At 56.6% G+C, this 26,966-nt stretch carries 4 protein-coding genes; 3 read left to right on the top strand and 1 reads right to left on the bottom strand.

All coding sequences use genetic code 11. The features are described 5' to 3' along the window. Positions 1–11: 11 nt before the first annotated feature. Genes R3F64_RS08510 through R3F64_RS08520 form a run of 3 tightly spaced genes read left to right on the top strand, consistent with a single transcriptional unit; the run spans position 12 to position 26,016 of the window. Complete coding sequence (locus R3F64_RS08510; RefSeq protein WP_332610885.1) at positions 12–12,248, top strand: amino acid adenylation domain-containing protein; 12,237 nt, start codon at positions 12–14, stop codon at positions 12,246–12,248. Positions 12,249–12,273: 25 nt separating this feature from the next. Then, positions 12,274–15,450, top strand: coding sequence for a non-ribosomal peptide synthetase (locus R3F64_RS08515; protein ID WP_332610886.1), 3,177 nt, complete (start codon positions 12,274–12,276; stop codon positions 15,448–15,450). A gap of 33 nt (positions 15,451–15,483) precedes the next feature. After that, complete coding sequence (locus R3F64_RS08520) at positions 15,484–26,016, top strand: amino acid adenylation domain-containing protein (protein WP_332610912.1); 10,533 nt, start codon at positions 15,484–15,486, stop codon at positions 26,014–26,016. Between the two features lie 60 nt (positions 26,017–26,076). Here R3F64_RS08520 and R3F64_RS08525 read toward each other — a convergent pair whose 3' ends face one another. Then, entirely contained in the window at positions 26,077–26,940 is an 864-nt protein-coding gene (locus R3F64_RS08525) for an ABC transporter substrate-binding protein (protein ID WP_332610887.1), read from the bottom strand. Between the last annotated feature and the right edge of the window lie 26 nt (positions 26,941–26,966).

Below are 26,966 nucleotides of genomic sequence, written 5' to 3' on the forward strand. Positions count from 1 at the left end.
CAGGTATACCCATGACTACAAGGCACGCTCAGACAATGAACAGCCACCCGGCCCATCACGATGTTTTTATAAGCTATGTCGAGCACTTGAGCCGTCTGGCCCGGGAAAGACCCGGCGACAGAGCGCTGGTCGTCGTAAATGCTCAAGGCGAGACCATCCTCGACTACGCCACGCTGGAGCGGCGTTCCCGCGCCCTGGCCAGCGAGCTCCAGCAGCGGTTCCCGGTTGGTGAGCGCGCCTTGATCCTGCTGGATAACGACGAACACTACGTGGTGTCGTTCTTTGCCTGCCTGTATGCCGGGGTGATTGCCGTGCCGGTCTTCCCACCGGAATCGGCTAGGCAGCAGCACCTGGCACGCTTGCTGGCCATCGCCGACGATAGCCAGGCGGCCTGTGTGCTCACTTCTTCGGCGATTATCGAGCTGATCGCCTCAGCGGGAAAAGACGTTGGTAGCGCCGAATTGATCCCCGTGGATGCCGTGTATGAGAGCCGCGCTGAATACTGGGCTGAGTACCGACCTCAGCGTGACGATATCGCCTTTTTGCAGTACACCTCAGGTTCCACGGCCACGCCCAAAGGCGTCATGGTGAGTCATGGCAACCTGATGGCGAACGAGCGTGCCATCGAGACGGGCTTCACGATTGGCGCTGACGATGTCTTCGTCAGTTGGCTGCCGCTGTACCATGACATGGGCCTGATCGGTGGGTTGCTGCAACCCCTCTATCGCGGTATCCCTGCCGTACTGATGAGCCCCACTTTCTTTCTGCAACGGCCGATACGCTGGCTGGAAGCGATTTCCCGTCATGGGGGCACTATCAGCGGCGGCCCAGACTTCGCCTACCGGCTGTGCCTTGAACGTATTCGCGACGAGCAGGTAAAAGCGCTCGATTTATCCAACTGGCGGGTCGCGTTCTCAGGCGCCGAACCGGTGCGCCACGCAACCCTCACTGGCTTTATCGAACGTTTCCGCCCTGCGGGCTTCGCCGCTGATGCCGCAGCCCCCTGCTATGGCCTGGCCGAAGCGACGTTATTGGTCAGCTGTAATCCACGCGGTTCGGGCGTGGTGGGTGCGGCTTTTTCTCAACAGTCACTGGCCGAAGGTAAAGCTGTTTCAGCCGTTGAAGGCAATACGCTGGTGGACTGCGGCACGCCGGAGCCGGGTCACACAATCGATATTGTCGATCCCGAAGGGTTTCTCTCGCTGCCCGAAGGCGACGTGGGCGAGATCTGGGTCAATGGGCCCAGCGTGGCACACGGGTATTGGCGGAACCCCGAGGCAACGGCCAACACCTTTGTCACCCGCGATGGGGTCAGTTGGCAGCACACCGATGCAGAGGCTCACGACGTTCGCGATGATCGCTGGCTGCGCACCGGTGATCTGGGCTTTCTGCACGAAGGGCAGCTGTATATCGCCGGGCGCATCAAAGATCTCATCATTCTGCGCGGCCATAACGTCTACCCCCAGGATATCGAGAGCGCTATCGAGGCGGAAGTGGAAGCAGTGCGCAAAGGACGCGTAGCGGCCTTTGCCGTGACCACACCTGAAGGCACCGAGGGGATTGGCGTGGCGGCTGAGGTCTCCCGAGGTATGCAGAAGCTGGTGCCCGTCGAGACGCTGGTCGAAGCGCTAAGCGAGACGGTGGGGAATGCTTGCCACGAGCCACTTTCTGTCACGCTTCTACTCAACCCCGGCGGCCTCCCCAAGACCTCCAGCGGCAAGCTACAGCGCAGTGCCTGCCGCCAGGGCTGGGAGGCAGGTAGCCTGGATGCTTACGCCATTCACGCCTTTGGGCATTTTGCCAGCGGTGGCGACGCTGAGTGCGGAGGAAAGTCATCGCCATCTACCACGGAACCAGAGAGCGAAACGGAGCAGGCGTTGGCGAAGCTCTGGTGCCAAGTGCTGGGGGACGGCAAGGAAAAGCCGTTGGGAAAAGATGCTCACTTCTTCTCCAGCGGGGGTAATTCTCTGGCGGCGGTGCGCCTAGCCGCCGCCATCAGTGATCACTGGGGCGTCGAGCTATCTCTGCACGCGCTGTTCGAGCAACCGCGCTTGTCTGCCATGGCTAAAGCTATCGAAGCACGTTTGGCGGCACCATCGGATCAACGAGGGATGGCCATCCCCCGTCTTGAAGATGATCAGCGTCAAGGCGACATACCGCTGTCGGAAGGACAGCGCAGCCTATGGCTGACGTGGCAGCTCGATCCCCATAGCGCTGGTTACAATATGGCGGGGGCACTGCACTTCAAGGGGGAGGTGGATTTACCGGCGCTCAATGCAGCGCTAGAGGCCCTGGTTCAGCGACATGACATTTTACGTACATATTATCCCTTGAGTGAGGCGGGAGAACCTGTTCAGCGGCTAGCGCAGGACTGGAGTCCTGAGCTGATCTGTGACGATATACCCGGTGATACCGCGGATGAACAGGAGCAGGCACTGCAGGACGCTCTCTCCGAACTGGCGAGGCAACCTTTTGATCTTGAAAATGCGCCTCCCTTAAACGTTGCCCTCTACCGCTTGTCCCCAGAGCACCATGTATTAGCCGTCGTTCAGCACCACATTGCTGGCGATGGATGGTCAGTACAGGTGCTCATCGATGATCTATGCGCACTTTATGAGGGTGCGTGCACACAGCAAGAAGTCAAGCTTGCACCACTGCCAATACAGTTCGCAGATTATGCGGTTTGGCAGCAGCGTCAGCAGCATAGCAGTGAGAGACATAGTAGTGAGCGACAGAGCCAACTTGCTCACTGGTGCGAACGCCTCGCCGGGGATCATCCCCCGCTGGCATTGCCGCTGGATCGTCCACGCCAAGCGCTGTCCGCACCGAGCGAAGGCCAGCTGCGCTTTACGCTTCCTCGTGAGTTGAGCGAGCAGCTACGTAGCTTATCCCGTGAACGAAGTGTTTCGCTCTACGCCGTGATCTTGGCACTATTAAAGCTGACACTGCATCGCTTTAGCAGTGAGACAGATATCAAAGTAGGGGCCCCCATTGCCAATCGCCATAAAGCCGAGCTCCAGGGCTTGATTGGTTACCTTATCAATGTCGTTGTCCTGCGCACTCAGGTTGATCCCACTAAAAACTTCGAACGTTTATTAGATGAGGTGAACGCTACCCTGATCGATGCCCAGCTGCATCAAGAGGTGCCTTTCGATCAGTTGGTGGAGGCACTGCAGCTTGAACGGCAACCCGGGGTACATCCACTATTTCAGGTGAAGTGTACTCAGCAGGAAAGGTGGCAGGCGGAGCGTCACGTGGTTGGCCTGGCGATTCAAGCCGAGCAGGTATTCACAGGCATTGCTCACTTCGACCTGAGTCTCGATTTTTGCGATGAGTCCGAGGGAATAGCAGGTCTATTCGCTTATTCCGCAGAGCTATTCGATGCCAATACGATCGAGCGTTTCTGCCAGGCATTCCGGTGCCTGGCCGAGCAGGTCGTCGCTGATCCGCAGTCTCATACGGCGATGCTGGCGCTACCCGAGCCTATCTCCGTGCTGGAAGGCAACCAAAGCGAATGTCTTGCTCAGGATATCCCCACTCTGCTGTCGAAAGCGGTGGCAGTTAATGCTGATGAGCCAGCTGTAGATGATGGGCAATACTGCTATACCTACGCCGGCCTGGACGCTCAAGCCCAGCGTATAGCACAGGCACTGGTCGCACAGGGAGTAGGCGCTGAAGTGCGTGTTGCCATTCACGCCGAACGCTCATGTGAATACGTACTTGGCATTCTCGCCGTACTCAAAGCGGGCGGGGCGTTTGTGCCGTTGGATCCACAACTACCGATGGAACGTTTGGCCTATCAACTGGCTGACAGTGGCGCTCGCTTAATGCTGAGCAGTATGGCTTGCGACTGGAGCGATGACATTCCGGTAATGGAACTGGCGTTTGCCGATGATATTCCAGTTGCAGTAGAGCACGAACCACCCGTTATCCATCCCCAGCAGACGGCCTATGTGATCTATACCTCTGGCTCCACGGGTAAGCCCAAGGGCGTAGTGGTAAGTCACGGTGCGCTGGCCAATTATGTACAGGGTGTTCTGGAAGCGTTGGCGCTACCAGAGGATGCCCGCAACATGGCGATGGTGTCGACGGTAGCGGCGGATCTGGGGCATACGGTGCTGTTTGGTGCCTTGTGCACCGGCCGCACCTTGCACCTCATTTCTCCCGAGTGCGCCTTTGACCCGGATGCCTTTGCAGCTTATATGCGGGAACAGCGGGTGGATGTGCTCAAGATTGTGCCCAGCCACCTGCGGGCACTGCTGAGTGCGGCAACCCCGGCTGACGTGCTTACGCACGAGCGCCTGATTCTGGGCGGCGAAGCGACCGACTGGGCGCTACTGGAACGTATCGCCGAGCTTAAGCCAACCTGCCAAGTGCTTAATCACTACGGGCCTACGGAAACCACGGTAGGTATTCTCACCCAGCAAGCTGACATAGCCGATCGAGCTGCCAGCACACTGCCGATCGGCACACCGCTGGCCAATGCTCAGGCCTATGTGCTTGATCCTTGGCTTAATCCGGTGCCGAAGGGTGTTGCCGGTGAGCTCTACCTAGGCGGGCCAGGGCTGGCGCAAGGGTATCTGTACCGGCTGGGGCAAACGGCGGAACGTTTCGTTGCCAGCCCCTTCCATGCAAGGGAGAGGCTGTATCGCAGCGGTGACCGGGTGCGCCAACTGGCCGACGGTAGCCTGGAGTTCCTTGGCCGTGTGGATGATCAGGTCAAGATTCGCGGATATCGGGTGGAGCCGAACGAAATCGCTGCCCTGTTGCGCGACCACCCAGGGGTCTTGGAAGCAGAAGTCGTCGCAAGGGATGACAATGAAGGCCGCGCGCAACTGTATGCCTACGTGGTGATGGCAACCGGGAGCGACGTCGATGACGCCGAGTTACTAGAGCAGCTTGGCGAGCGCGTACCGGACTATATGGTGCCCAGCGCCCTGGTACGGCTGGATGGCTTACCACTAACCGCCAATGGCAAGCTGGATCGCAAGGCGTTGCCAGAGCCAGTGCGAGCCGATGGTGGTAAAGCCTTCGAAGCGCCCCAGGGAGAAGCAGAGGAGGCGTTGGCAGCGGTCTGGGCTGACGTGATCGGCTGCGAGCAGGTGGGGCGTAACGACAACTTCTTTGAGCTGGGTGGTGACTCCATCCTCAGCCTGCAGATCGTTGCGCGCTCGCGCAAGCGTGGCTACAAGATAGCGCCCAAGCAGTTGATGGAAGGGCAGACCGTGGCCGCCGTGGCAGCGATGGCCACGCCCCTGGCGGCGGCCGCACCTAAACAAGTGGCTGCGCCTGATAAGGTGGCTTCCTTTGCACTGTTGCCGGTGCAGCGCTGGTTCTTCGAGCAGAACTTCGCCGAGCCAAACCACTGGAATCAGTCGTTGATGCTGGAAGCGGCCAGTGGTGTAGATGCCGCGCTGCTACGACGCGCCATTGAGGCAGTGGTAGATCACCATAGCGCCTTGCGGCTGCGCTTTGAGCGCGTTGGCGATAGCTGGCAACAAGCCTATGGCAAGCTAGCCGATGACCTCTTCGAGCACCTGGATCTGAGTGACCAAGCGGATCCTGAGCAGGCCATCACCCAGGCCGCCGATGCTGCGCAGCGCAGCCTGAGTTTGACGCGACCGTTCCGGGCCATCTGGATGGAGCTGGGGGGCGAGTATGGTGGGCGCCTACTGCTAGTGGCTCATCACCTAGTGGTAGACGGCGTCTCGTGGCGCGTGATTCTTGATGACCTGCAAACGGCCTACACGCAGTTAAGTGCAGGAAAGGCAGCCGACCTGCCACCGGCCACCACCTCGTTAGCTGAGTGGGCGAGTGCCCTGGCCGACTACGCCAAATCGCAGGCGTTGGCTGAGCAACGCCCTTATTGGGAAGACCTAGTTAAAGCGCCAGAGCCTAGCCTACCGGCACAGAATCCCCAGGGCAGCAACACCGTTGCAGATACCGCCTCACTTGCCGGCAGCTTGTCTACTGAGGCAACCACGCAACTGCTGGGGCCGGTGCATAAAGCCTACCGTACCCAGATGGACGATCTGCTTCTCACGGCGCTGTCGAGCGCCCTGTGCCAGTGGGCGGAGCGATATAGTGTATTGATCGAGCTGGAAGGCCATGGTCGCGAAGACCTGTTCGACGGTGTCGATCTCAGTCGCAGCGTGGGTTGGTTCACCTCGCTCTACCCGGTGAGTTTGGCGCCGGGTAGTACCGAACCGGGCTCGAGCCTCAAAGCCATCAAGGAGCAGCTTCGCCAGGTGCCCGACAAGGGGCTCGGCTACGGCGTGCTGCGCTATTTGAAAGAGGAGCCTGCGCTGGTCGGCGGTGCCTACCCTCAGGTCACCTTCAATTATCTAGGCCAGTTGGATCGTTCTCTACAGGGCGATGGGGTTTGGCGGCTTGCCAAAGAGAATGCAGGGCAGACTCGCGCGCCGCAAAGCAAGCGCCGTACCTGGATTGAGGTGGTGGCCTGGGTTCAAGATGGCCAATTGCGCTTCGATTGGCATTACAGTCGTGAGATTCACAGCGAGGCGGCGATAAATGCCTTGCAAGTAAGCTTCCAAGCGCAACTAGAGGCATTGATTGAGCACTGTGCTAGCGGCGTTCGTGGCGCAACACCTTCGGACTTCCCGCTGTCGGGGCTGAGTCAGACGCAGTTGGACGGTTTGCCTGTTGCCGCCGATCAACTGGCGGATATCTATCCGCTATCGCCATTGCAACAGGGCATGCTGTTCCACAGCCTCTACGATGACCAGGATGTGGCCTATCTCAACCAGTTACAGGTGGAGATTAGCAACCTGGATGTTGAGCGCTTCAAGGCCGCCTGGGATCAAGTGCTAGAGCGTCACGAGATTCTGCGTAGCGGCTTCATGGAGAACGCTGGCGCACCGCTGCAGTGGGTGGCACGCACCGTCGAGCTGCCGTGGTTTGAAGCGGATTGGCGCGGAAGAGAGGATCTATCAGCGGCGCTTGAGAGGCTTGCCGAGGAGCAGCGGGCGCCATTCGATCTTACGTTGCCGCCGCTGATGCGCTTGGCGCTGGTGACAGTCGCCGATAACCGGCACTGCTTTATCTGGACGCGTCACCATCTGCTGCTGGATGGCTGGAGTACCTCGCAACTGATGGGTGAGGTTCTGCGCTGCTACGTCGGTGAATCCCTGCCATCTGTAGAAGGACGCTATCGTGATTACATTGAATGGTTGCAGCGCCGTGACGCTGATGCTAGTGAAGCCTACTGGCGTGCCCAGCTGCAGCATCTTGATGCGCCCACGCATCTCGTCAGTGCGATGCCTAGCCCCCACGAAGTGCAAGCTGGACACAAAGATATATCCCTGTCGCTAGATAGCACGACCACTCAGCGACTGGAGAATTTCGCCAAGGCTGCTCACGTAACACTCAATACACTAATGCAAGGTGCCTGGTCGCTGCTGGTGGCCCGTTACACGGGGCAAGATAGCCTCTGTTTTGGAGCCACCGTCGCCGGGCGACCTGCGGAGCTACCAGCGGCAGAGCAGTTGATTGGTCCCTTCATCAATACCTTGCCGCTCATTGTCTCACTGAATCCCTCACTGCGTGTCGATGAGTGGTTGCGCCAGTTGCAGGAACAAAACTTGGCGAGTCGCGAGCATGAGCATACGCCGCTCTATGACATCCAGCTCTGGGCGGGGCAGGGTGGTCAATCACTGTTCGATAGTTTGTTGGTATTCGAGAACTATCCTGTGGATGCAGCATTGGATCAGAACCTGCCGGGCGAATTGGTGTTCGGCGAGGTGGCCAACCGCGAGCAAACCAATTACCCCGTAACGCTGGCCGTCTTCCAGAAGGAAACGTTGGAACTTTGCTTCAGCTATTCAAGATCACAGCTAGACGATTCCGTTGCCATGATGTTGATTCAGCATCTGGTTAGAGCGCTTGAGCAACTGAGCGAGTCAGCGACTCAACGAGTTGGGGAGATTGATTGGTTAAGTGACGAAGAGCGGCAGCAAATAGAGGCGTGGAGCGTTAACGGTGATCGCTATACCAAGACCGACCCGGTCCACCGTCTGATCGAACACCGTGTCGAGATAACCCCAGAGGCTACGGCCGTAGTATTCGAAGATCAGTCACTCAACTACGCCAAACTCAATGATCGAGCCAACCAGTTAGCCCATTATCTGATTGGCTTAGGCGTAAAACCCGAAACCCGAGTGGGCATCTCGGTGGAACGCTCCATCGAGATGGTGGTGGGGCTACTGGGTATCCTCAAAGCGGGTGGTGCTTATGTACCACTAGACCCAGATTATCCGAGTGATCGGTTGGCCTATATGGTCGAGGACAGCGGTATTGAGCTGCTACTTACCCAGCAACACCTTCGTGAGTCGTTACCAGTAGCCGAAAACCTGAATGTCATCGAACTGGATCAGTTGGATGTGACGCATCATGCGTCGACCAATCCAAGCGTGGCCCTGCACGGTGAACACCTAGCCTATGTGATTTATACCTCGGGCTCTACCGGGCGGCCCAAGGGCGCAGCTAACCGCCATCACGCGTTGACTAACCGCCTACAGTGGATGCAGGAGGCCTATGATCTAACGGCCGATGATGCGGTATTGCAGAAGACGCCGTTCAGCTTCGATGTTTCTGTGTGGGAGTTCTTCTGGCCGCTGATGCAGGGCGCGCGGCTAGTGATGGCCCCGCCAGGCGCTCACCGTGAGCCAGCCCAACTGGTTGAATTAATCCGTACCCACAAGATCACCACGCTACATTTCGTACCTTCAATGCTTCAGGCCTTCCTAGCGCATGGTGAGGTAGAAGCCTGCACCAGCCTGACGCGTCTGGTATGTAGCGGCGAGGCGCTTCCGGCAGCGCTGCAAAACCAGGTATTTACCCGCCTGCCTCACACGGCGCTCTACAACCTCTATGGCCCCACCGAAGCTGCCATCGATGTGACCCACTGGACGTGCCAAGACGATGGGCGCAATCAGGTAGCGATCGGCAAACCGATCGCAGGTATCCGCACTTACGTACTGGATGGTGATCTTAACCTGGCGCCGCCTGGCGTCGCAGGGGAGCTCTATCTGGGTGGCGTGGGCTTGTCGCGGGGCTACCTGCACCGTCCTGACCTTACTGCAGAACGCTTTGTCGCCGATCCTTTTGCACAGGGCGAATGCCTCTACCGTACGGGCGATTTGGTGCGCTGGCGTGACGATGGTCAGCTTGAGTACCTGGGCCGCCTCGATCATCAGGTGAAGATCCGCGGCCTGCGTATCGAACTGGGCGAGATCGAAGCCGAACTATTGGTTCAGCCGGAGGTTCGCGAGGCGGTGGTGGTTGCCCAAGACACCCCTAGTGGCTCGAGGCTGGTGGCCTATGTGGTGCCCCAAGCTGACAGTGAACTCGATAGCGCCGTATTACGTGAAGCGCTGGGCCAACAACTACCGGACTATATGGTGCCGGGGGTTGTGGTGGCTCTTGATGCACTGCCGCTGAATGCCAATGGCAAAGTAGACCGCAAGGCGTTACCTGAGCCGGATTTAGCCAGTGGCTCGCAGTACGAGCCGCCTCAAGGTGAGGTTGAAGAAGCGCTGGCGCAAATCTGGTCAGAAGTATTGAGCGTTGGGCTGGTGGGCCGACACGATAACTTCTTCGAGCTAGGCGGCCATTCTCTGTTGGCAATGCAAATGCTTGCGCGCATGCGAGCGGCAGGTCTTCAGAGCTTGGCCCTTCGCGACTTATTTAAGACCCCCGTTCTGTGCGAATTGGCTCTCCTTGCCTCTACTGGTGGAAATGATGTGGTGGGCGATACGCCGCTGTGTCCCATTACCCGGCGTGAGCAAATGCCATTGTCTCCGGCCCAGAAGCGGTTATGGCTGGTCAATCGATTGGCAGGCTCCTCCAGCGAGCGAACGGGCTACAACATGTCCGCTGCTCTAAACCTCACAGGGCAGCTTGATGCAGAAGCAATTAAGTCGACGCTTGATGTGATTGTAGATCGTCATGAAGTACTGCGTACCCGTTACCCAGAGAACGAAGTGGGTGAACCGATCGCAGTCATCGCACCCGGCAACCCTATGGAGGTTGAATGGGTCGACTTGGTGAACCTGGAGGGCGACCAGCAGCATGATCAAGCCCGGCAGCTTATGGAAGAGCATGCACAGCGCGCCTTCGATCTATCCTCGGGGCCGCTTCTCCGTGCCGCTGTAATAAGGTTATCGCCACGGTCGCATCTGCTGCTGCTCTGTGTTCACCACATTGTATTCGACGGTTGGTCAGAAGCTGTCTTCATCAAAGAGTTCGTCACAACCTACCGCGCGCTTATTGATGATGAAGAGAGTGGGCTTCCCGATCTCCCCATTCAGTACGTTGACTACGCCGCTTGGCATGACAAAGCACTGTCGGGAGCGGCCTTCGAGAAAAGCGCAACCTTCTGGCGTCGCTATCTAAGCGATGCTCCTCCGCTCTCAACACTACCGGGGGACTTCGCTAGGCCCACCCAAGTATCGCACGCCGGTAGTGCTCTGAGCATGTCGCTAAGCCCTGAGCTGTCAACGTCCTTAAACCGGCTCGCCACCCAGCATGGCACTACGCTATTTACGCTTCTATTGGCGAGTTTTCAGCTGTTGATGCATCGTCAGACACGTCAACAAGACTTAGTGGTGGGAACCGATGTCGCCGGCCGTAGCCATCCCGACGTTGAGCCGCTAATTGGCTTTTTCGTCAATGTGATCCCACTGCGATCTCGTTTGGCTGATGGACAGATTGATTTCGGCCACTGGCTCGAGCAAGTACAGACCAGCGTGCTGGATGCGTTCGATCATCAAACTGTTCCCTTCGACAGAATTGTCGAGCTTTCGGGGATTAGCCGTGAGCGCGATCGCTCCCCCCTGATACAAACCCTCTTCGTACTACAAAACACGCCAACCGAACGGTTCTCACTTCCGGGTCTTGAGGTGGAGGTCATGCCTCAGCCTAGGCAGGAGTCGAAGTTCGATATGGCGGTATTCGTTGATGAAAGTGATACCGGACTATCAGTCGAGTGGGTTTATGCCACTGCCTTGTATCGACGCGAAACCATTGAGCACTTGACCGGTGCTTGGCAGTCGCTACTAGCGCAGATCGTGGAAGCTCCCAGCACACCCGTCGAGGAGTTTCGTTTACCCCTAATGGAGAAACACGCTATGCAAAACAAGCTTTCAAAAGGTGCCAAACTCAACAAGCTTGGCAGCCTGAAATCCCAGCCAGATGCGCGCTCCTCGACCAACAGTGACTCACCGGTACGAACGGCGTTGTTTGACGAAAAAAGGGTCTTTCCCCTGGTGATCGAAGCGACGGACGCTGACCTTGATGCAGTGGCGTGGGCAACGTCCCAGCGTGACTTCATTGAGCAACATTTACGAACGCACGCAGGCATCCTGTTCCGTAACTTTGACCTTACCACGCCACAAGAGTTTGAGGCCTTTGCCGAGGCTATCCAGCCGGGCCTTTACGGCAACTATGGTGATCTGCCCAAGAAAGAGGGGGGGCGTAATACCTACCGTTCAACCCCCTATCCCGAGCGCCAGATGATTCTTTATCACAACGAAAGTTCGCATTTGGAGCGCTGGCCGCGTAAGCAACTGTTCTTCTGCGAGAAGCCTTCTCCTGTGGGAGGTGCCACCCCGATTGTTGACTGTCGCGAGATGCTACGCCAGCTCCCCGCCGATGTGGTGGAGGAGTTCGAGCGCAAAGGGCTGCTTTATGTGCGCACCTTCACCCGCAACCTGGACGTGAGCTGGCGAGACTTTTTCAAAACCGATAGCAGGGAGGAGGTTGAAGTGCGGCTCAAAGAAGCGGGAATCGACTGGGAGTGGTTGGGTGATGACGAGCTGCAGACGCGTACGCACTGCCCTGCAGTAGTCACCCACCCCGTAACCGGTGATCGGGTGTTCTTCAATCAGGTGCAGCTCCACCACGTCAGTTGCCTTGAGCCTGATGTGAAAGAAGACCTGCTTGGCATGGTTGGCCAGGAGCGCCTGCCGCGCAATGTCTATTTCGGCGACGGCTCCGTGATTAGCGACGAGATGATGAAGGTTGTCGGAGAAGCATACGAAGCCTGTGCGGTGCGTTTCGACTGGCGCCGGGGCGATGTGGTGATGGTCGACAACATGTTAGCGGCCCATGCCCGGGATCCCTACGAAGGGCCACGCAAGATTGTAGTGGCGATGGGAGACATCTATGAGCGCTCGGCGCTGGAAGAGGCCCAAGGGGTAAATGCCGATGCCGAGTTGGTCGGTCAATGAAGTCACGGGGTTCGGGAGTCAATAAATGAATGCGATAACGGAACAGCAGAGCCTTGCCCATTGGCCGCTTAGCCCTGAACAGCGCGCAGTGTTGGTGGCGGCAGAAGCTAATGAAAATGACACCCAGCAGGCAGCATCGGCGCAGGATAATGTCATGGTGGTCGATATCCAAGGTGCGCTTGATAGCTCGCGGCTGGAGTGCGCACTGAGCGACCTGAGGCAGCAGCATGAAGCCCTATCGACGGCTTTGAAGAGCGTGGCCGGGTACCGGGGGCTGCGACACCAGGCGCTTGAAGAACTACCTGCTATTGAGTGGCGTTATGAGGACTTACGTGGCAGCGATGACAAAGCCAATGGTGTTCGTGACTATAGCGAGGCATTAAAGCTCCGGCCCATGACCGTTGAGAGTGGCGAACTGCTGCGACCAGTGCTGCTGCAAACAGGTGAAACTACCTGGGTATTAGTACTGGCTGTTTCGGCGTTGGTGGCGGATCGCGGCAGTCTGCAGTCGCTGTTCTCAGCGTTGGTGGATACTTACGATCAGAGGGGCGGAGCCGATGATGAGTCGGCGCTTCAGTATTCTCAATTCATCGAATGGCGCGCTTCCCTTGAAAGTGACGATGATGCCGAAGAGGGTCGTGAGTATTGGCAAAATCACCAGCAGCATGCCGAGCAGGCAGGCGCATGCCGTTTACCTGCAAGGCAAGCGCATCGCCATGACGTGCGGGCAGAGCATGAATATGTGGCCTTGCAGCTCGAACCAGACCTCGTAGCGCGTATCGATAGCCTGGCAGATGGGCTTCAAGTATCCGCAGAGGCAGTGCTGCAGGCAGCTTGGTGGGCGTTACTCGCCAGGATTAGCGGCAGTGAGCGTGTGCTGGGCGGCTGGCAACACGACTGCCGCCAGGACTACGAGGTGATGCAAGGGGCGATCGGGCTCTTCGACAAGGTACTGCCGTTACTGGTTGAAGGTGTCGCTGATAGCGACTTCTCTAGCTGGATCGCCCGTTTATCAGAGCAGTTAGAGGCGCATACCCAGGCTCAAGAGTATTGGTCAATTGATGCGCTGCCTGATAAGCGCCACCTCGCAATGGGGTTCGCATTTTCAGAAGGAGTGAGTGAGTTAGATACGTCGGGTTTGCAGTGGCGCTTGCGAGAATTGCCAGGGCCATCGGCAGAATTTGAACTTGCCTTGCACGTTGGCCGCAATGAGAGCGGGGCAGTGGCAACGCTCTACACCGACCCCTCATGCTATAGCCGAGCGGCGGCCGAGTGTCTGCTGGGTCAGTACCAGACGCTGCTTCAGGCGGGCCTAGCTGACCCTGCGCAAAAGCTATTTTCGGTGCCGCTTATCTCCCCTGAGCAACAGCAGGGATTACAGTCGATTGAGGACAGTGAGCTCGACGTGGGCGAGCGTAGCGTAGCTACCCATATCGCCGCTTGGGCTGCTTCGACGCCAGATTCCATTGCCATTGAGGAGCAGGGCCGCACGCTGAGCTACGCCCAATTAGAAGCCCGCATTAATGGTATCGCGCGGTGGTTGGATAACCAGGGCGTCAAACATGGAGATTACGTAGCGCTCAACTTGCCCCGTTCCACCGATTTGGTCGTGCTGCTACTGGCAGTATGGCGTGTAGGTGCCGCCTACCTGCCGCTCGACAATGAGTGGCCCGTAGACCGTAAACGGCGAGTGCTTGAGGATGCCCAGCCCGCGCTAGTGGTGAGCGCTGAAAACGCCGAGGCGGAACTAGCAGCACAGACCCTTCCCGGTATCCCCACTGTAGGTCTGCCACAGGAAGTGCAAGAAGCAGGTAGCGCATTGTCGTTTCCAGAGCAAGACCTCAGCGACGTGGCTTACCTTCTCTATACCTCTGGCTCCACCGGCACGCCAAAAGGTGTGGTAATTGAGCATGGTCAACTGCTTAATTACGTCGCCGGTGCCACAAAGGCTATGGAGCTATCGGCATGCCAGCGCTGGGCATTGACCGGGGCGCTGGCTACCGATCTGGGCAATACGGCACTGTTCGGCGCCTTGTTCAATGGTGCCCGCCTGGTGATCGTCGCACCGGACGATATGCAGGATGGCGACCACTTTGCGCGCTTTATGTCGTCGACCAATATCGATGCGCTCAAGATAGTGCCGTCTCACTTGGAGGCCCTGCTGGAGTGCGAGGCGCCCCAGTTGCCGAAAACACTGATTCTTGGCGGCGAGGCCGCTTCACCTACCTTACTTTCGAGCATTGCGCGGATTTCCCCTGAGTGCCAGCTATACAACCACTATGGCCCTACAGAAGCCACGGTGGGCGTTATGGTGCACCCGGTATCGCTGTCGCAAGATATTACAGGCCCGCTCCCGCTAACCCAGCTGCTGCCGAACTGCCGCTATCGCGTGCTTGACGATAACTTGCACGCGATCCCCACCGGTGCAGTAGGTGAGCTGTATCTGGGCGGCGCCCAACTGGCGCGCGGCTATCTCAATAGCGATGCTTCCGCGTTTGCCGAAGATCCCTTTATTCCCGGTGAGCGTCTCTATCGCACCGGCGATCTGGCGTGTGTGCTGCCCGAGGGTGGCGTACGCCTTATTGGGCGAGCCGACGATCAGATCAAGCTGCGTGGTTTCCGGATCGAACCGGCGGAAATCGAAAGCGTGTTGCAAGCACGGCCAGGGGTTAAGCAGAGCCTGGTTCGCCTGATGGGTAGAGGCGGTGATACCCCGGAACTCGTAGCGTTCCTGATCGCTGACACCGAGGTAACGTCCGTTGAGGGTCAAGCTCAGCTTCGCGAGCAGCTGGCTGTGCTACTGCCTGAGCCTATGCGTCCTTCTCGTTTTATCCCTGTTGAGCATTTCCCTCGCCTAGGTAACGGCAAGGTAGACACCTCCGCGCTGGAAGCCTTGGCCCAAAATACCGCGGAAAGCAAACCCTTGGTGAAGCCCCGAGATGCCGTGGAAGCCAATCTGTGCCAAGCCATGGCTGAGCTGCTTGGTCGCGATGAGATCGGTATTGATGACGACTTCTTCGAGCTGGGTGGGCACTCCTTGCTGGTGATCAAGCTGGTAGCCCGCATCCGTAAGCAGTTCGGCATCGAGATAGCTCCCGGCGTGGTATTTGATCATCCCACTGTCGCCGAGCTGGGTGCCGTTCTACGCGAGAGTGAATACGGGATACAGGAAGAGGTACACCCTTCCTTTTCAATCGAATAGCAGTCTCTAGTTAAGGATTCAGCAATGGATGGTATGAGTCAGGAATCTCTAGCCGCTAATCAGAGTGGGCGGTATCAAGAGAGTATTGTAGCGCGCACCCAGGTAGGAGAGCACGTTCCTCTCTCTTTCTCTCAGCATCAGTTATGGCTACTGCAGAATATGGAGCCAGGGTTGAGTGCCTATAACCTACCTCGGGTCTTTCGTCTGAAGGGGAGCGTGAATCCTGAGGCATTGGAGCGAGCTTTTCAGGCTGTCATTGCACGACATGCCGTACTGCGTACTCATTTCGTCGAACGAAACGGGGAACCGATGCAAGTGGTTGCCTCTGATGCGAAGTTCGAACTGCAGTGCGAGAATTTATCAATGCTAACACCAGCGGAGCGAGAAGCTCGGCTGGCCATATCCATTAATGAAGTTACAAACCATGTCTTTGACCTTACCGCATCACCGGCCTTAGTGGCGAAATGGATAAAAGTGGGTGATCAAGAGCAAGTGCTTGCGGTGTGTATGCACCACATCGTTTCCGATGCGTGGTCGAACCCTATTCTTGCAAAGGATTTGACAGCGGCTTATCGCTTGGCAGTGGCATCTCAGGAAGAGGTCTTTCTACCAGAACTGAAAATCCAATATACAGACTATGCAGCCTGGCAACGCGAGAGATATGAGCGTGGTGAGTTTGAGAAAAGTTTAGCGTATTGGAATAGTTATCTGGGTGACCAAGTACCAGACATCGAGCTACCCACTGACTATAAGCGCCCTGGGGTGCAGATGTTTTCAGGTGCTCGTTCTTCTATAGCGTTGCCTGCTGACCTTGCTAATGCGCTGCGACAACTCTGTCGGAAAGAAAAATGCACGCCATTCATGATTCTCTTAGCGGCATGGCAAGTCCTACTGGCGCGCTACAGCGATCAGATGGAGTTCGCTATTGGAGTACCGCACGCTGGCCGACCGTTCGATGAGCTGCAAGACCTGATGGGCTACTTTGTTTCGACCCAAGTATTTCGTGCCAACTTATCGCCCGCTATGACACTTCGCGATATCGTCCGGCAGGTTAGGAAAGATGCGCTCGGATTGATGAATCATGCAGAGTTGCCCCTAGAGATACTATTGGAAGCTCGTAGTGAGCAGCGCGATCCGTCACGCAACCCACTGTTTCAGATTATGTTTGGCGTACAGATGGATGGCGACGCCGAGCAACTGGAATTTGATGGCGTTATTGCTGAGCCAATGAGGGCAGAAAATGGCACGACTAAGTTTGAGCTTTCCCTTAATTGTGTAATAGGAAAGGAAAGCGTTCAATGCGATTTGGAGTATCGTACCGATCTCTTCGAGCAGGGGACTGCTGAAAAGCTGCTCGAGCGCTACCAGCAGGTGTTGACGACGCTCTGCGAGAATCACAGCAGATGCCTGGGAGAGCTGGAAGTCCTCGGACCCTGTGAAAGACGAGAGTTGGCTGAATGGGGAGTCAACACTAAGGAATACTCCGATGCTGAGCCAGTCCATCATTTGATTGAGAAACAAGCGGCGGCAACCCCTGAAACCATGGCGCTGGTATTTTCAGATCTGACACTCAGCTACGCCGAACTCAACGCTTGTGCCAATCAATTGGCTCATTATCTGATCGGACTAGGTATAAAACCCGAAACTCGAGTGGGCATCTCGGTGGAACGCTCCATCGAGATGGTGGTGGGGCTACTGGGTATCCTCAAAGCGGGTGGTGCTTATGTACCACTAGACCCAGATTATCCGAGTGATCGGTTGGCCTATATGGTCGAGGACAGCGGTATTGAGCTGCTACTTACCCAGCAACACCTTCGTGAGTCGTTACCAGTAGCCGAAAACCTGAATGTCATCGAACTGGATCAGTTGGATGTGACGCATCATGCGTCGACCAATCCAAACGTGGCCCTGCACGGCGAAAATCTTGCTTATGTGATCTACACCTCCGGCTCCACCGGGCGGCCCAAGGGTGCAGCTAACCGCCATCACGCGTTGACTAACCGCCTACAGTGGATGCAGGAGGCCTATGATCTAACGGCCGACGATACGGTGCTGCAGAAGACGCCGTTCAGCTTCGACGTCTCGGTGTGGGAGTTCTTCTGGCCGCTGATGCAGGGCGCGCGGCTAGTGATGGCGCCACCAGGCGCCCATCGCGAGCCGACGCAGTTGGTCGAATTAATACGTACCCACAAGATCACCACGCTGCACTTCGTACCTTCAATGCTTCAGGCCTTCCTGGCGCATGGTGAGGTCGAGACCTGTACCAGCCTGACGCGTCTGGTATGCAGCGGCGAAGCGCTACCGGCAGAACTACAGAATCAGGTATTTGTTCGGTTGCCTCGCACGGCGCTCTACAACCTCTACGGCCCCACCGAAGCAGCTATCGATGTTACCCACTGGACGTGCCAAGACGATGGGCGCAGCCAGGTAGCGATTGGCCAACCGATTGCTGGTATTCGTACCTATGTGTTGGATGGCGATCTTAACTTGGTGCCGCCTGGCGTCTCGGGGGAACTCTATCTCGGTGGTCTGGGCTTGGCACGGGGCTACCTGCATCGCCCTGACCTTACCGCAGAACGTTTTGTCGCCGATCCGTTCACAGAGGGCGAGCGTCTCTACCGCACCGGTGATCTGGTGCGCTGGCGTGACGATGGCCAGCTCGAGTACCTGGGCCGCCTCGATCACCAGGTGAAGATTCGTGGCCTGCGTATCGAGCTGGGTGAGATCGAGGCCGAACTGCTCGCTCAGTCGGCGGTTCGCGAGGCGGTGGTGGTCGCCCAAGAAGGTTCGGGCGGCTCTAGGTTAGTCGCTTATGTGGTGCCCCAAGCCGACAGCGAACTCGATACTAGCTCATTACGTGAAGCGCTGGGTCAAACGCTACCGGACTATATGGTGCCGGGAGTGCTGGTCTCGCTTGACGCACTGCCGCTGAATGCTAATGGGAAGGTGGATCGCAAGGCTCTGCCCGAGCCGGGCCTTGCCAGTGGCTCGCAGTATGAGCCGCCTCAAGGTGAGGTGGAAAAAGCGCTGGCGGAAATCTGGTCAGAGATACTTGGCGTCAACCAGGTGGGCCGCCATGACAACTTCTTTGAGCTAGGTGGCCATTCGCTATTGGCTCTAAAAGCGTTGGAGCAAATGCGCCATCGGGGACTGACGGCGGAGGTACGCACGCTGTTCCAACACCCGGAACTGACAGCCTTTGCCCAGGCGATTGCACAGAAGCCAGAGCAGCAGGAATGCATCATCCCGCCTAACCGTATCCCCCACGGTTGTCAGGCTCTCCAGCCTGAGATGTTGACGCTAATCGAGCTTAATGACGAAGAGCTTCGTGAGGTCGAATCGGCAGTGCCCGGCGGTGCGAGTAATATTCAGGATATCTATCCGTTGGCACCGCTGCAGGAGGGCATTCTCTTCCATCATCGGCTGCAAGAAGAGGGCGATGCCTATGTCACCCCGCGTCTGCTTGGCTTCGACAGCCGCGAACGGCTGGAAGCCTTTACTGCCGGTTTTAACCAGCTGGTTGCCCGCCACGATATCCTGCGCACTGCCGTGCTTTGGGAAAATCTGCGTGAGCCGGTGCAGGTGGTATACCGGCATGCTGAATTAGCCCTCGAGTGGCTAAACGTGGATGATGTCTCATCACAAAGCATTGCTGAACGGCTGAATGCCGAGGTGGATCCTGAGCACCACCGCCTCGATGTGCGCCGAGCCCCTATGCTACGGGCGGTGGCTGCATACGATGCCGAGCAAAACCGCTGGCTTTTGCAACTACCTAGCCACCACCTCGTCATGGATCACACCACCCTTGAGCTACTAGTGGAAGAAATTGCACTGATCCAGCAAGGCCGCGAGGACGAACTGCCCAAGCCGATTCCATTCCGCAACTTCGTGGCGCAGGCGCGCCTGGGGACAAGCGCAGAAGAGCATGAAGCCTTCTTTCGCGAGCAATTGGGCGACATAGAGGAACCGACAGCGCCCTTCGGGCTGCTGGAGGTACGTGGCGATGGCAGCGATATCGAGGAAATGCAGCTGCCGCTAGAACCAGAGTTGGCTCAACAGGTGCGGCAGCAGGCGCAGCGCTATGGTGTCAGCACGGCAAGCCTGTTCCACTTAGCCTGGGCCTTGGTGCTAAGCAAAACCACCGGTCGGGATGACGTGGTATTTGGCACCGTTTTGTTTGGACGTATGCAGGGCGCTGAAGGGGCTGAACGGGCATTAGGGATGTTTATCAACACTTTGCCTGTGCGCATCAAAATGGGCGCTCAAGGTATCGAGCAGTCCTTGCGACAAACCCACGAGGCTCTGTCAGAGTTACTGCACCATGAGCATGCCAGCCTTGGTCTTGCGCAGCGCTGTAGTGGGCTAACTAGTGGCATGCCGCTCTTCACCAGCTTGCTTAACTATCGATATAGCGCACCTAAGCACGAAGGTAGTTCTGCTCATACCTGGGAGGGGATGGAAGTGCTAGGCGGTCAGGAACGTACCAACTACCCGATTGGTATGGCGGTAGATGATCTGGGAGAGGGCTTCCAGCTAGTAGGGCAGGTGAGTCGCACGATTGGTGCAAGAAGGTTATGTGATTACATGGAAGCCGCTGTAGTCGGCATGGTGGAAAGGCTGCAAACGGCACCGCAGCAAGCGATAAGTGAGATCAGCCTGCTAGGACAGTCTGAGCAGCAGTCGTTGAGTGAGTGGGGAGAGAATACGCAACAGTATTCTGATACTTCTCCAGTTCATTACCTGATCGAACGTCAAGCCGCGGCAGCCCCAGAGGCCACGGCGCTAGTGTTTGAAAAGCAGTCACTCAGCTACGCCGAACTCAATACCTGCTCCAATCGTTTGGCCAACTATTTGATCGGATTAGGCGTAAAGCCTGAGACCCGAGTGGGAATTGCCATGGAGCGCTCCATCGAGATGGTGGTGGGGCTGCTGGCGATTCTCAAGGCGGGGGGCGCCTATGTGCCGCTGGATCCCGAGTATCCCGCCGAGCGGTTGGCCTTCATAGCTGAGGATAGTGGTATCGAGCTGCTGCTGACTCAGCACCACTTGCGCGAGTCACTGTCGGTCGCTGATGGCCTGAACGTTATTGAGTTGGATCGGCTGGATGTGGCACATCACGCCTCTTCCAATCCAGCGGTGGCGCTGCACGGCGAGCAGCTCGCCTATGTGATTTACACCTCGGGTTCCACCGGGCGACCCAAGGGCGCTGCCATCCGCCATGATGCCCTGACCAACTGCATGGTCTGGATGCAGGAAACCTACCAGCTTACCGATACCGATGCCGTACTGCACAAGGCGCCGTTCGGGTTCGACGTTTCAGTATGGGAGATTTTCTGGCCACTGAGTGTCGGGGCACGTTTGGTGATTGCCCAGCCCGGCGACCATCGAGATCCAGAGCGCATCATCGAGCTGATTCAGCGGCACGATGTAACCACGCTCAATTTTGTGCCCTCAATGCTCAAGGCCTTCCTGGCTTATCCCGATGTGAAGACCAAGACACATCTCAAGCATATTATGTGCGGTGGCGATGCCGTTCCAGCCACGCTGCAGCAGGATGTGGCTGAATGTCTAGACGGTGCCAACCTGCACGACCTCTATGGCCCCACTGAAACCACCATTCATGTCACTCACTGGTGGTGCCGTGATGACGCCCACCGCCAGATCCCCATTGGGCGACCCATTAGCGGTACCCGCACCTACGTCTTGGATGGTGAGCTCAACCTGGTACCACAGGGCGTCGCGGGAGAGCTCTATCTCGGCGGGATAAGCCTGGCCCGTGGCTATCTCAATCGCAGTGATCTAACGGCGGAACGTTTTGTTGCTGATCCGTTTGCGCAGGGCGAGCGTCTCTACCGCACCGGTGATCTGGTGCGCTGGCGTGACGATGGCCAGCTCGAGTACCTGGGCCGCCTCGATCACCAGGTGAAGATTCGTGGCCTGCGTATCGAGCTGGGTGAGATCGAGGCCGAACTGCTCGCTCAGTCGGCGGTTCGCGAGGCGGTGGTGGTCGCCCAAGAAGGTTCGGGCGGCTCTAGGTTAGTCGCTTATGTGGTGCCCCAAGCCGACAGCGAACTCGATACTAGCTCATTACGTGAAGCGCTGGGTCAAACGCTACCGGACTATATGGTGCCGGGAGTGTTGGTCTCGCTTGACGCACTGCCGCTGAATGCTAATGGCAAGGTGGATCGCAAGGCATTGCCCGAGCCGGACTTGGCCAGTAACTCGCAGTACGAGCCGCCTCATGGCGAGGTGGAAGAATCGCTGGCGGAGATCTGGTCCGAAGTATTGGGCGTGGAACGGGTGAGTCGCCACGACAACTTCTTCGAGCTGGGTGGCCATTCGCTATTGGCTCTGAAGGTGTTGGAGCAAATACGGAATCGGGGACTGACGGCGCAGGTACGCACGCTTTTCCAATCCCCGGAACTAGCGGCCTTCGCCCAGGCATTGACGCAGACATCAGAACGACAGGAAATCATCATCCCGCCCAACCGCATTCCAGATGGCTGCTCGACAATTAAGCCCAAGATGCTGCCTTTGATTGAACTCAATGGAGAAGAGATCAGGACCATTGAAGCAGCAGTGCCCGGCGGTGCTAGCAATATTCAGGATATCTATCCGTTGGCACCGCTACAGGAGGGCATTCTCTTCCACCATAGGCTGCAGGAAGAGGGCGATGCTTATGTGATGCCTCGGCTGCTGAGCTTTGATAGCAGAGAGAGGCTGGAAGTATTTATTTCCAGCTTTAATAAACTCATTGCCCGTCACGATGTTTTACGTACCGCGGTGCGCTGGGAAGGCCTTTGTGAACCGGTGCAGGTGGTGTATCGGCATGCCACGCTGGATATCGAATGGCTGACCGCGCCAGATGCGGCCACCGGCAGTGTGGCAGAATGGTTATATACCCAGGTGGATCCTGAGCACCATCGCCTCGATGTGCGCCAAGCACCTATGATTCGGGCGCTGGCTGCATGCGATGCTGAGCAGGGACGCTGGTTGCTACAGTTGCCTAGCCACCATCTCGTCATGGATCACACCACCCTTGAGCGACTGGTGGAAGAAATTGCCCTGATCCAGCAAGGCCGCGAGGACGAACTGCCCAAGCCGCTACCCTTCTGCGACTTCGTGGCACAGGCGCGTCTAGGGGTAAGTCCAGAAGAGCATGAAGCCTTCTTCCGCGAGCGATTGGGCGACATAGAGGAACCGACAGCGCCCTTCGGGCTGCTGGAGGTACGTGGCGATGGCAGCGATATCGAGGAAATGCAGCTGCCGCTAGAACCAGAGTTGGCTCAACAGGTGCGGCAGCAGGCGCAGCGCTATGGTGTCAGCACGGCAAGCCTGTTCCACTTAGCCTGGGCCTTGGTGCTAAGCAAAACCACCGGTCGGGATGACGTGGTATTTGGCACCGTTTTGTTTGGACGTATGCAGGGCGCTGAAGGGGCTGAACGGGCATTAGGGATGTTTATCAACACTTTGCCTGTGCGCATCAAAACGGGATCTAAAACCGTTGATAAGTGCTTGCGGCAGACTCACAGCGCCCTTAGTGCGTTGTTGCACCACGAGCATGCCAGTCTCGGGCTAGCACAGCGCTGCAGTGGGTTACCCGGGGGAATGCCACTATTTACGAGCTTGCTGAACTATCGTTACAACGCACCCCAGACAGAAAGTAGCCCCATTAATGTATGGAAAGGCATGGAGTCTCTAGGGGGGCAGGAACGCACTAACTACCCCATTGGGATGTCGGTGGATGATTTGGGAGAAGGCTTTCGACTGGTGGGGCAGGTGGGGCGTGTAATCGGTGCTAAGCGGCTGTGTGATTACATGCGTTCGGCCGTAGCCGGTATCGTGGCAAGCCTGCAAACTGCACCTCAGCAATCACTAAGTGAGGTTAGTCTGCTCGGGGAAAACGAACTGCAACTGTTGAGTGAGTGGGGAGAGAACGCAGATCAGCATCCCGATACTTCACCGATCCATCAACTGATTGAGCACCAAGCCGCGTCAACTCCAGAAGCCACGGCCCTCATCTTCGATGATCAGCATCTCAGCTACGCCGAACTCAATGCCTGTGCCAACCGCCTAGCCCATTATCTGATCGACCTAGGCGTAAACCCCGAGACTCGGGTGGGCATCGCCATGGAGCGCTCCATTGAGATGGTGGTGGGGCTGCTGGCGATTCTCAAGGCGGGGGGCGTCTATGTGCCGCTGGATCCTGAGTATCCCTCGGAGCGGCTGGCCTTCATCGCCGAAGACAGTGGCATCGAGCTGCTGCTGACTCAGCACCACTTGCGCGAGTCATTGCCGGTAGCGGATGGACTCAGCATTGTTGAGTTGGACAGGCTGGACGTTGCGCATCACGCTTCTACTGATCCGGCGGTGGCGCGGCAAGGCGAGCAGCTCGCCTACGTGATTTACACCTCGGGTTCCACCGGGCGGCCCAAGGGCGCTGCCATTCGCCATGATGCCCTGACCAATTGCATGGTCTGGATGCAGGAGACCTACCAGCTCACCGATGTGGATGCCGTACTGCACAAGGCACCGTTCGGGTTCGATGTCTCGGTATGGGAAATTTTCTGGCCGCTGAGTGTCGGGGCGCGTTTGGTGATCGCCCAACCGGGTGACCATCGAGATCCAGAGCGCATCATCGAGCTGATCCAGCGCCACGGCGTGACCACGCTCAATTTCGTGCCCTCAATGCTCAAGGCCTTTCTGGCCTATCCCGATGTTAAGGCCAAGACGCGGCTCAAGCATATTATGTGTGGTGGTGAGGCCGTTCCAGCCACGCTGCAGCAGGATGTGGCTGAGTATCTCGACGGTGCCAACCTCCACGACCTCTATGGCCCTACTGAAACCACCATTCATGTTACTCACTGGTGGTGTCGTGATGACGCTCACCGCCAGATCCCCATTGGACGACCCATTAGCGGTACCCGCACTTACGTCTTGGATGATGAACTCAACCTGGTACCACAGGGCGTCGCAGGAGAGTTGTACCTGGGCGGGATAAGCCTGGCCCGTGGCTATCTCAATCGCAGTGATCTGACGGCGGAGCGCTTTATCGCGGATCCGTTCACGAAGGGCGAGCGTCTTTACCGCACCGGCGACCTGGTTCGCTGGCGGGAGGATGGCCAGCTTGAGTACCTGGGTCGTCTGGATCACCAAGTGAAGATCCGCGGCCTGCGTATAGAACTAGGTGAGATCGAAGCCGAACTGCTATCGCAACCAGACATTCTTGAGGCCGTGGTGGTCGCCCAAGAAGATTCGGGCGGCTCTAGGTTAGTCGCTTATGTGGTGCCCCAAGCCGACAGTGAACTCGATATTAGCTCATTACGTGAAGCGCTGGGCCAAACGCTACCGGATTATATGGTGCCGGGCGTCGTGATCACGTTGGATGCACTGCCGTTGAATGCCAACGGTAAGGTGGATCGTAAGGCGTTGCCTGAGCCGGATCTAGAGGAAATTCGCGAGTATGTGGCACCCTCTACCTCGGAAGCCCAGCAGCTCGCTGAGATATGGCAAGAAGTGTTGGGTGTTGAACGGGTCGGTGAGACCGACAACTTCTTCGAGTTGGGCGGGGACTCCCTGCTGAGCTTGAAAGTGATGAGCCGTGTGCAAGCACTGCGGAAACCTGGGCTTAACTTCAAATTGTTCGACCTGATGCAGAAACCGACCATTGCGGCTCTGCTGGGACTGAGGGGTAACAGCGAGTCGCTGCCCAAAGGGACTGTCATGCTCAACGGTGAGTGTCCCGATCAGCCGCCGCTATTCTGCATCCATGCTGTGATGGGAACGGTTTACGACTATCAACCGTTGGCCCGACACCTGCAGGGAATATGCACGGTCTATGGACTGCCGTGCCGGATGCTAACTGATCCTGAGCATCAAGACTCGTCTCTGGAGGCAATGGCGGATGCCTATGTGGAGACGATACGCCGCATACAGCCCGTGGGGCCCTATCGGCTGTTGGGATGGTCCCTTGGTGGGACATTGGCAGCGATGATTGCGGCACGACTTGAAGGGCTAGGGCAAGACGTAAATCAAGTGGCTTTGATAGATCCCTATATACCTGGCGATGGTCTGCATAGCGAGGATAGCTGGCAGCGAGATCTTGTTAGTTTCTTGTCGGTCATACTACCAGGTGTTTCGCTTGAGCCTCTCAGTGATGATGAGGAAAGGAGTGAAGAACCGAATGAAGAAGAGATTGTCATCAAATTGGAGAGAGCAGTTACATCATCCGATAAAAATGGCCGTGAGGGTTACGCGACACTGGGTAGTGAAGAACTAGCTCGAATATTCTGTGTGGCTCGGCACTTGAAGCATCTTTCACTACAGCTTGGTGCCTTGTCACCATTGCGTTGCAGTGTAGACTGCTGGTGGGCAGATGGTAGAATGAAAGGACAGCGCCAAGCGCTCAATCAACAATTGGGTCAGCTACCTAAGTGTTCAATCAAACTATCCGAAGACCATTTTTCAATTATCACTAGTGAAATCTTACTTACACAAGTTTCGAAAGTGATAATGAAAATGAATAACTTTCGAGATATGGATATAATCAATAAAGTAATGGCCTAAGTTTCAGTTGAATTGGGAAATTCTCTTCCCAGCCGTCTGCTGGGAAGAGTCAACCAATTACTACAGCAGGTGGCTCTCACTAGTTAGTAGTGCAGCAGTAAAAGACTCAGCAAATTTCAGTGCTGACGGAAGTGCGCCTATTGGCCAGTAGTTGGCTTGAAGATAAGTTATTTTTTCTTCACGTTGGCTAATAAGCTCTCTCCAGATAGCACTGCTTTCTAATTGTTGACCAATCCTATCTTGATAGGCAGGGCTCTCTATAATAAATAAATGTCCTTCTGATCTTGCAAGTGCATCAATAGATACAACTGATAGACCAATGTCACTCGTGGGTCGATCCCATGCATTCGTTAAACCTAATCGATCAATAACGCCACCTAATAAACTATTCTTTCCGTAAACCCAAGCATGCCGATCATCCCTAAATTGAACAAGAAGAATGGTTTTGTTCTTGTCTTTTATTTTTCTATTTAAAGTATCTAGCTGCTGATTTGCTTGTGTGATCACCACCTGAGCTTCATCGGTAAGATCGAGATGCTCCCCTATTTTAAAGGTGAAGTCGATAATTTCTTTCCATGGATTATTCGTAAAAGGGTAGAGTGATATATCAAGAGTGGGTGCGATATCAGAAAAATGCTGCAATAATATTTGATTGCCTCCTATTAGAAGCTCAGGTTCATGGTCTGCAATTAGCTCTAAATTTGGCATGGGTTTTAATCCAATGTCGATCCCTTCTCCTGTTATAATTTCATTTCCGGTCCAATCCTGATAGTTCCTGAGTTGAGCCACTGCTAATGGAGATACACCCAGTATGCTAAGCGTTTCAGCAACGGCCCAGTCAGAAGTAACGGCTGGGAGTGGAGTAGAACCTAAGGAAGGTCTGAATAACTGCCGATTATCGCCAATCGCGGTTTGAGTCGACAAAAAATCAAAGATTCAGACACGCTTCT

Source organism: Halomonas sp. 5021 (genome assembly GCF_036663435.1).
Taxonomy (GTDB): domain Bacteria; phylum Pseudomonadota; class Gammaproteobacteria; order Pseudomonadales; family Halomonadaceae; genus Vreelandella; species Vreelandella janggokensis.

Coding starts and splice junctions, on each gene's coding strand:
- R3F64_RS08515 (WP_332610886.1), top strand. CDS start 12,274: ATGAATGCGATAACGGAACAGCAGAGCCTTGCCCATTGGCCGCTTAGC.
- R3F64_RS08510 (WP_332610885.1), top strand. CDS start 12: ATGACTACAAGGCACGCTCAGACAATGAACAGCCACCCGGCCCATCAC.
- R3F64_RS08520 (WP_332610912.1), top strand. CDS start 15,484: ATGAGTCAGGAATCTCTAGCCGCTAATCAGAGTGGGCGGTATCAAGAG.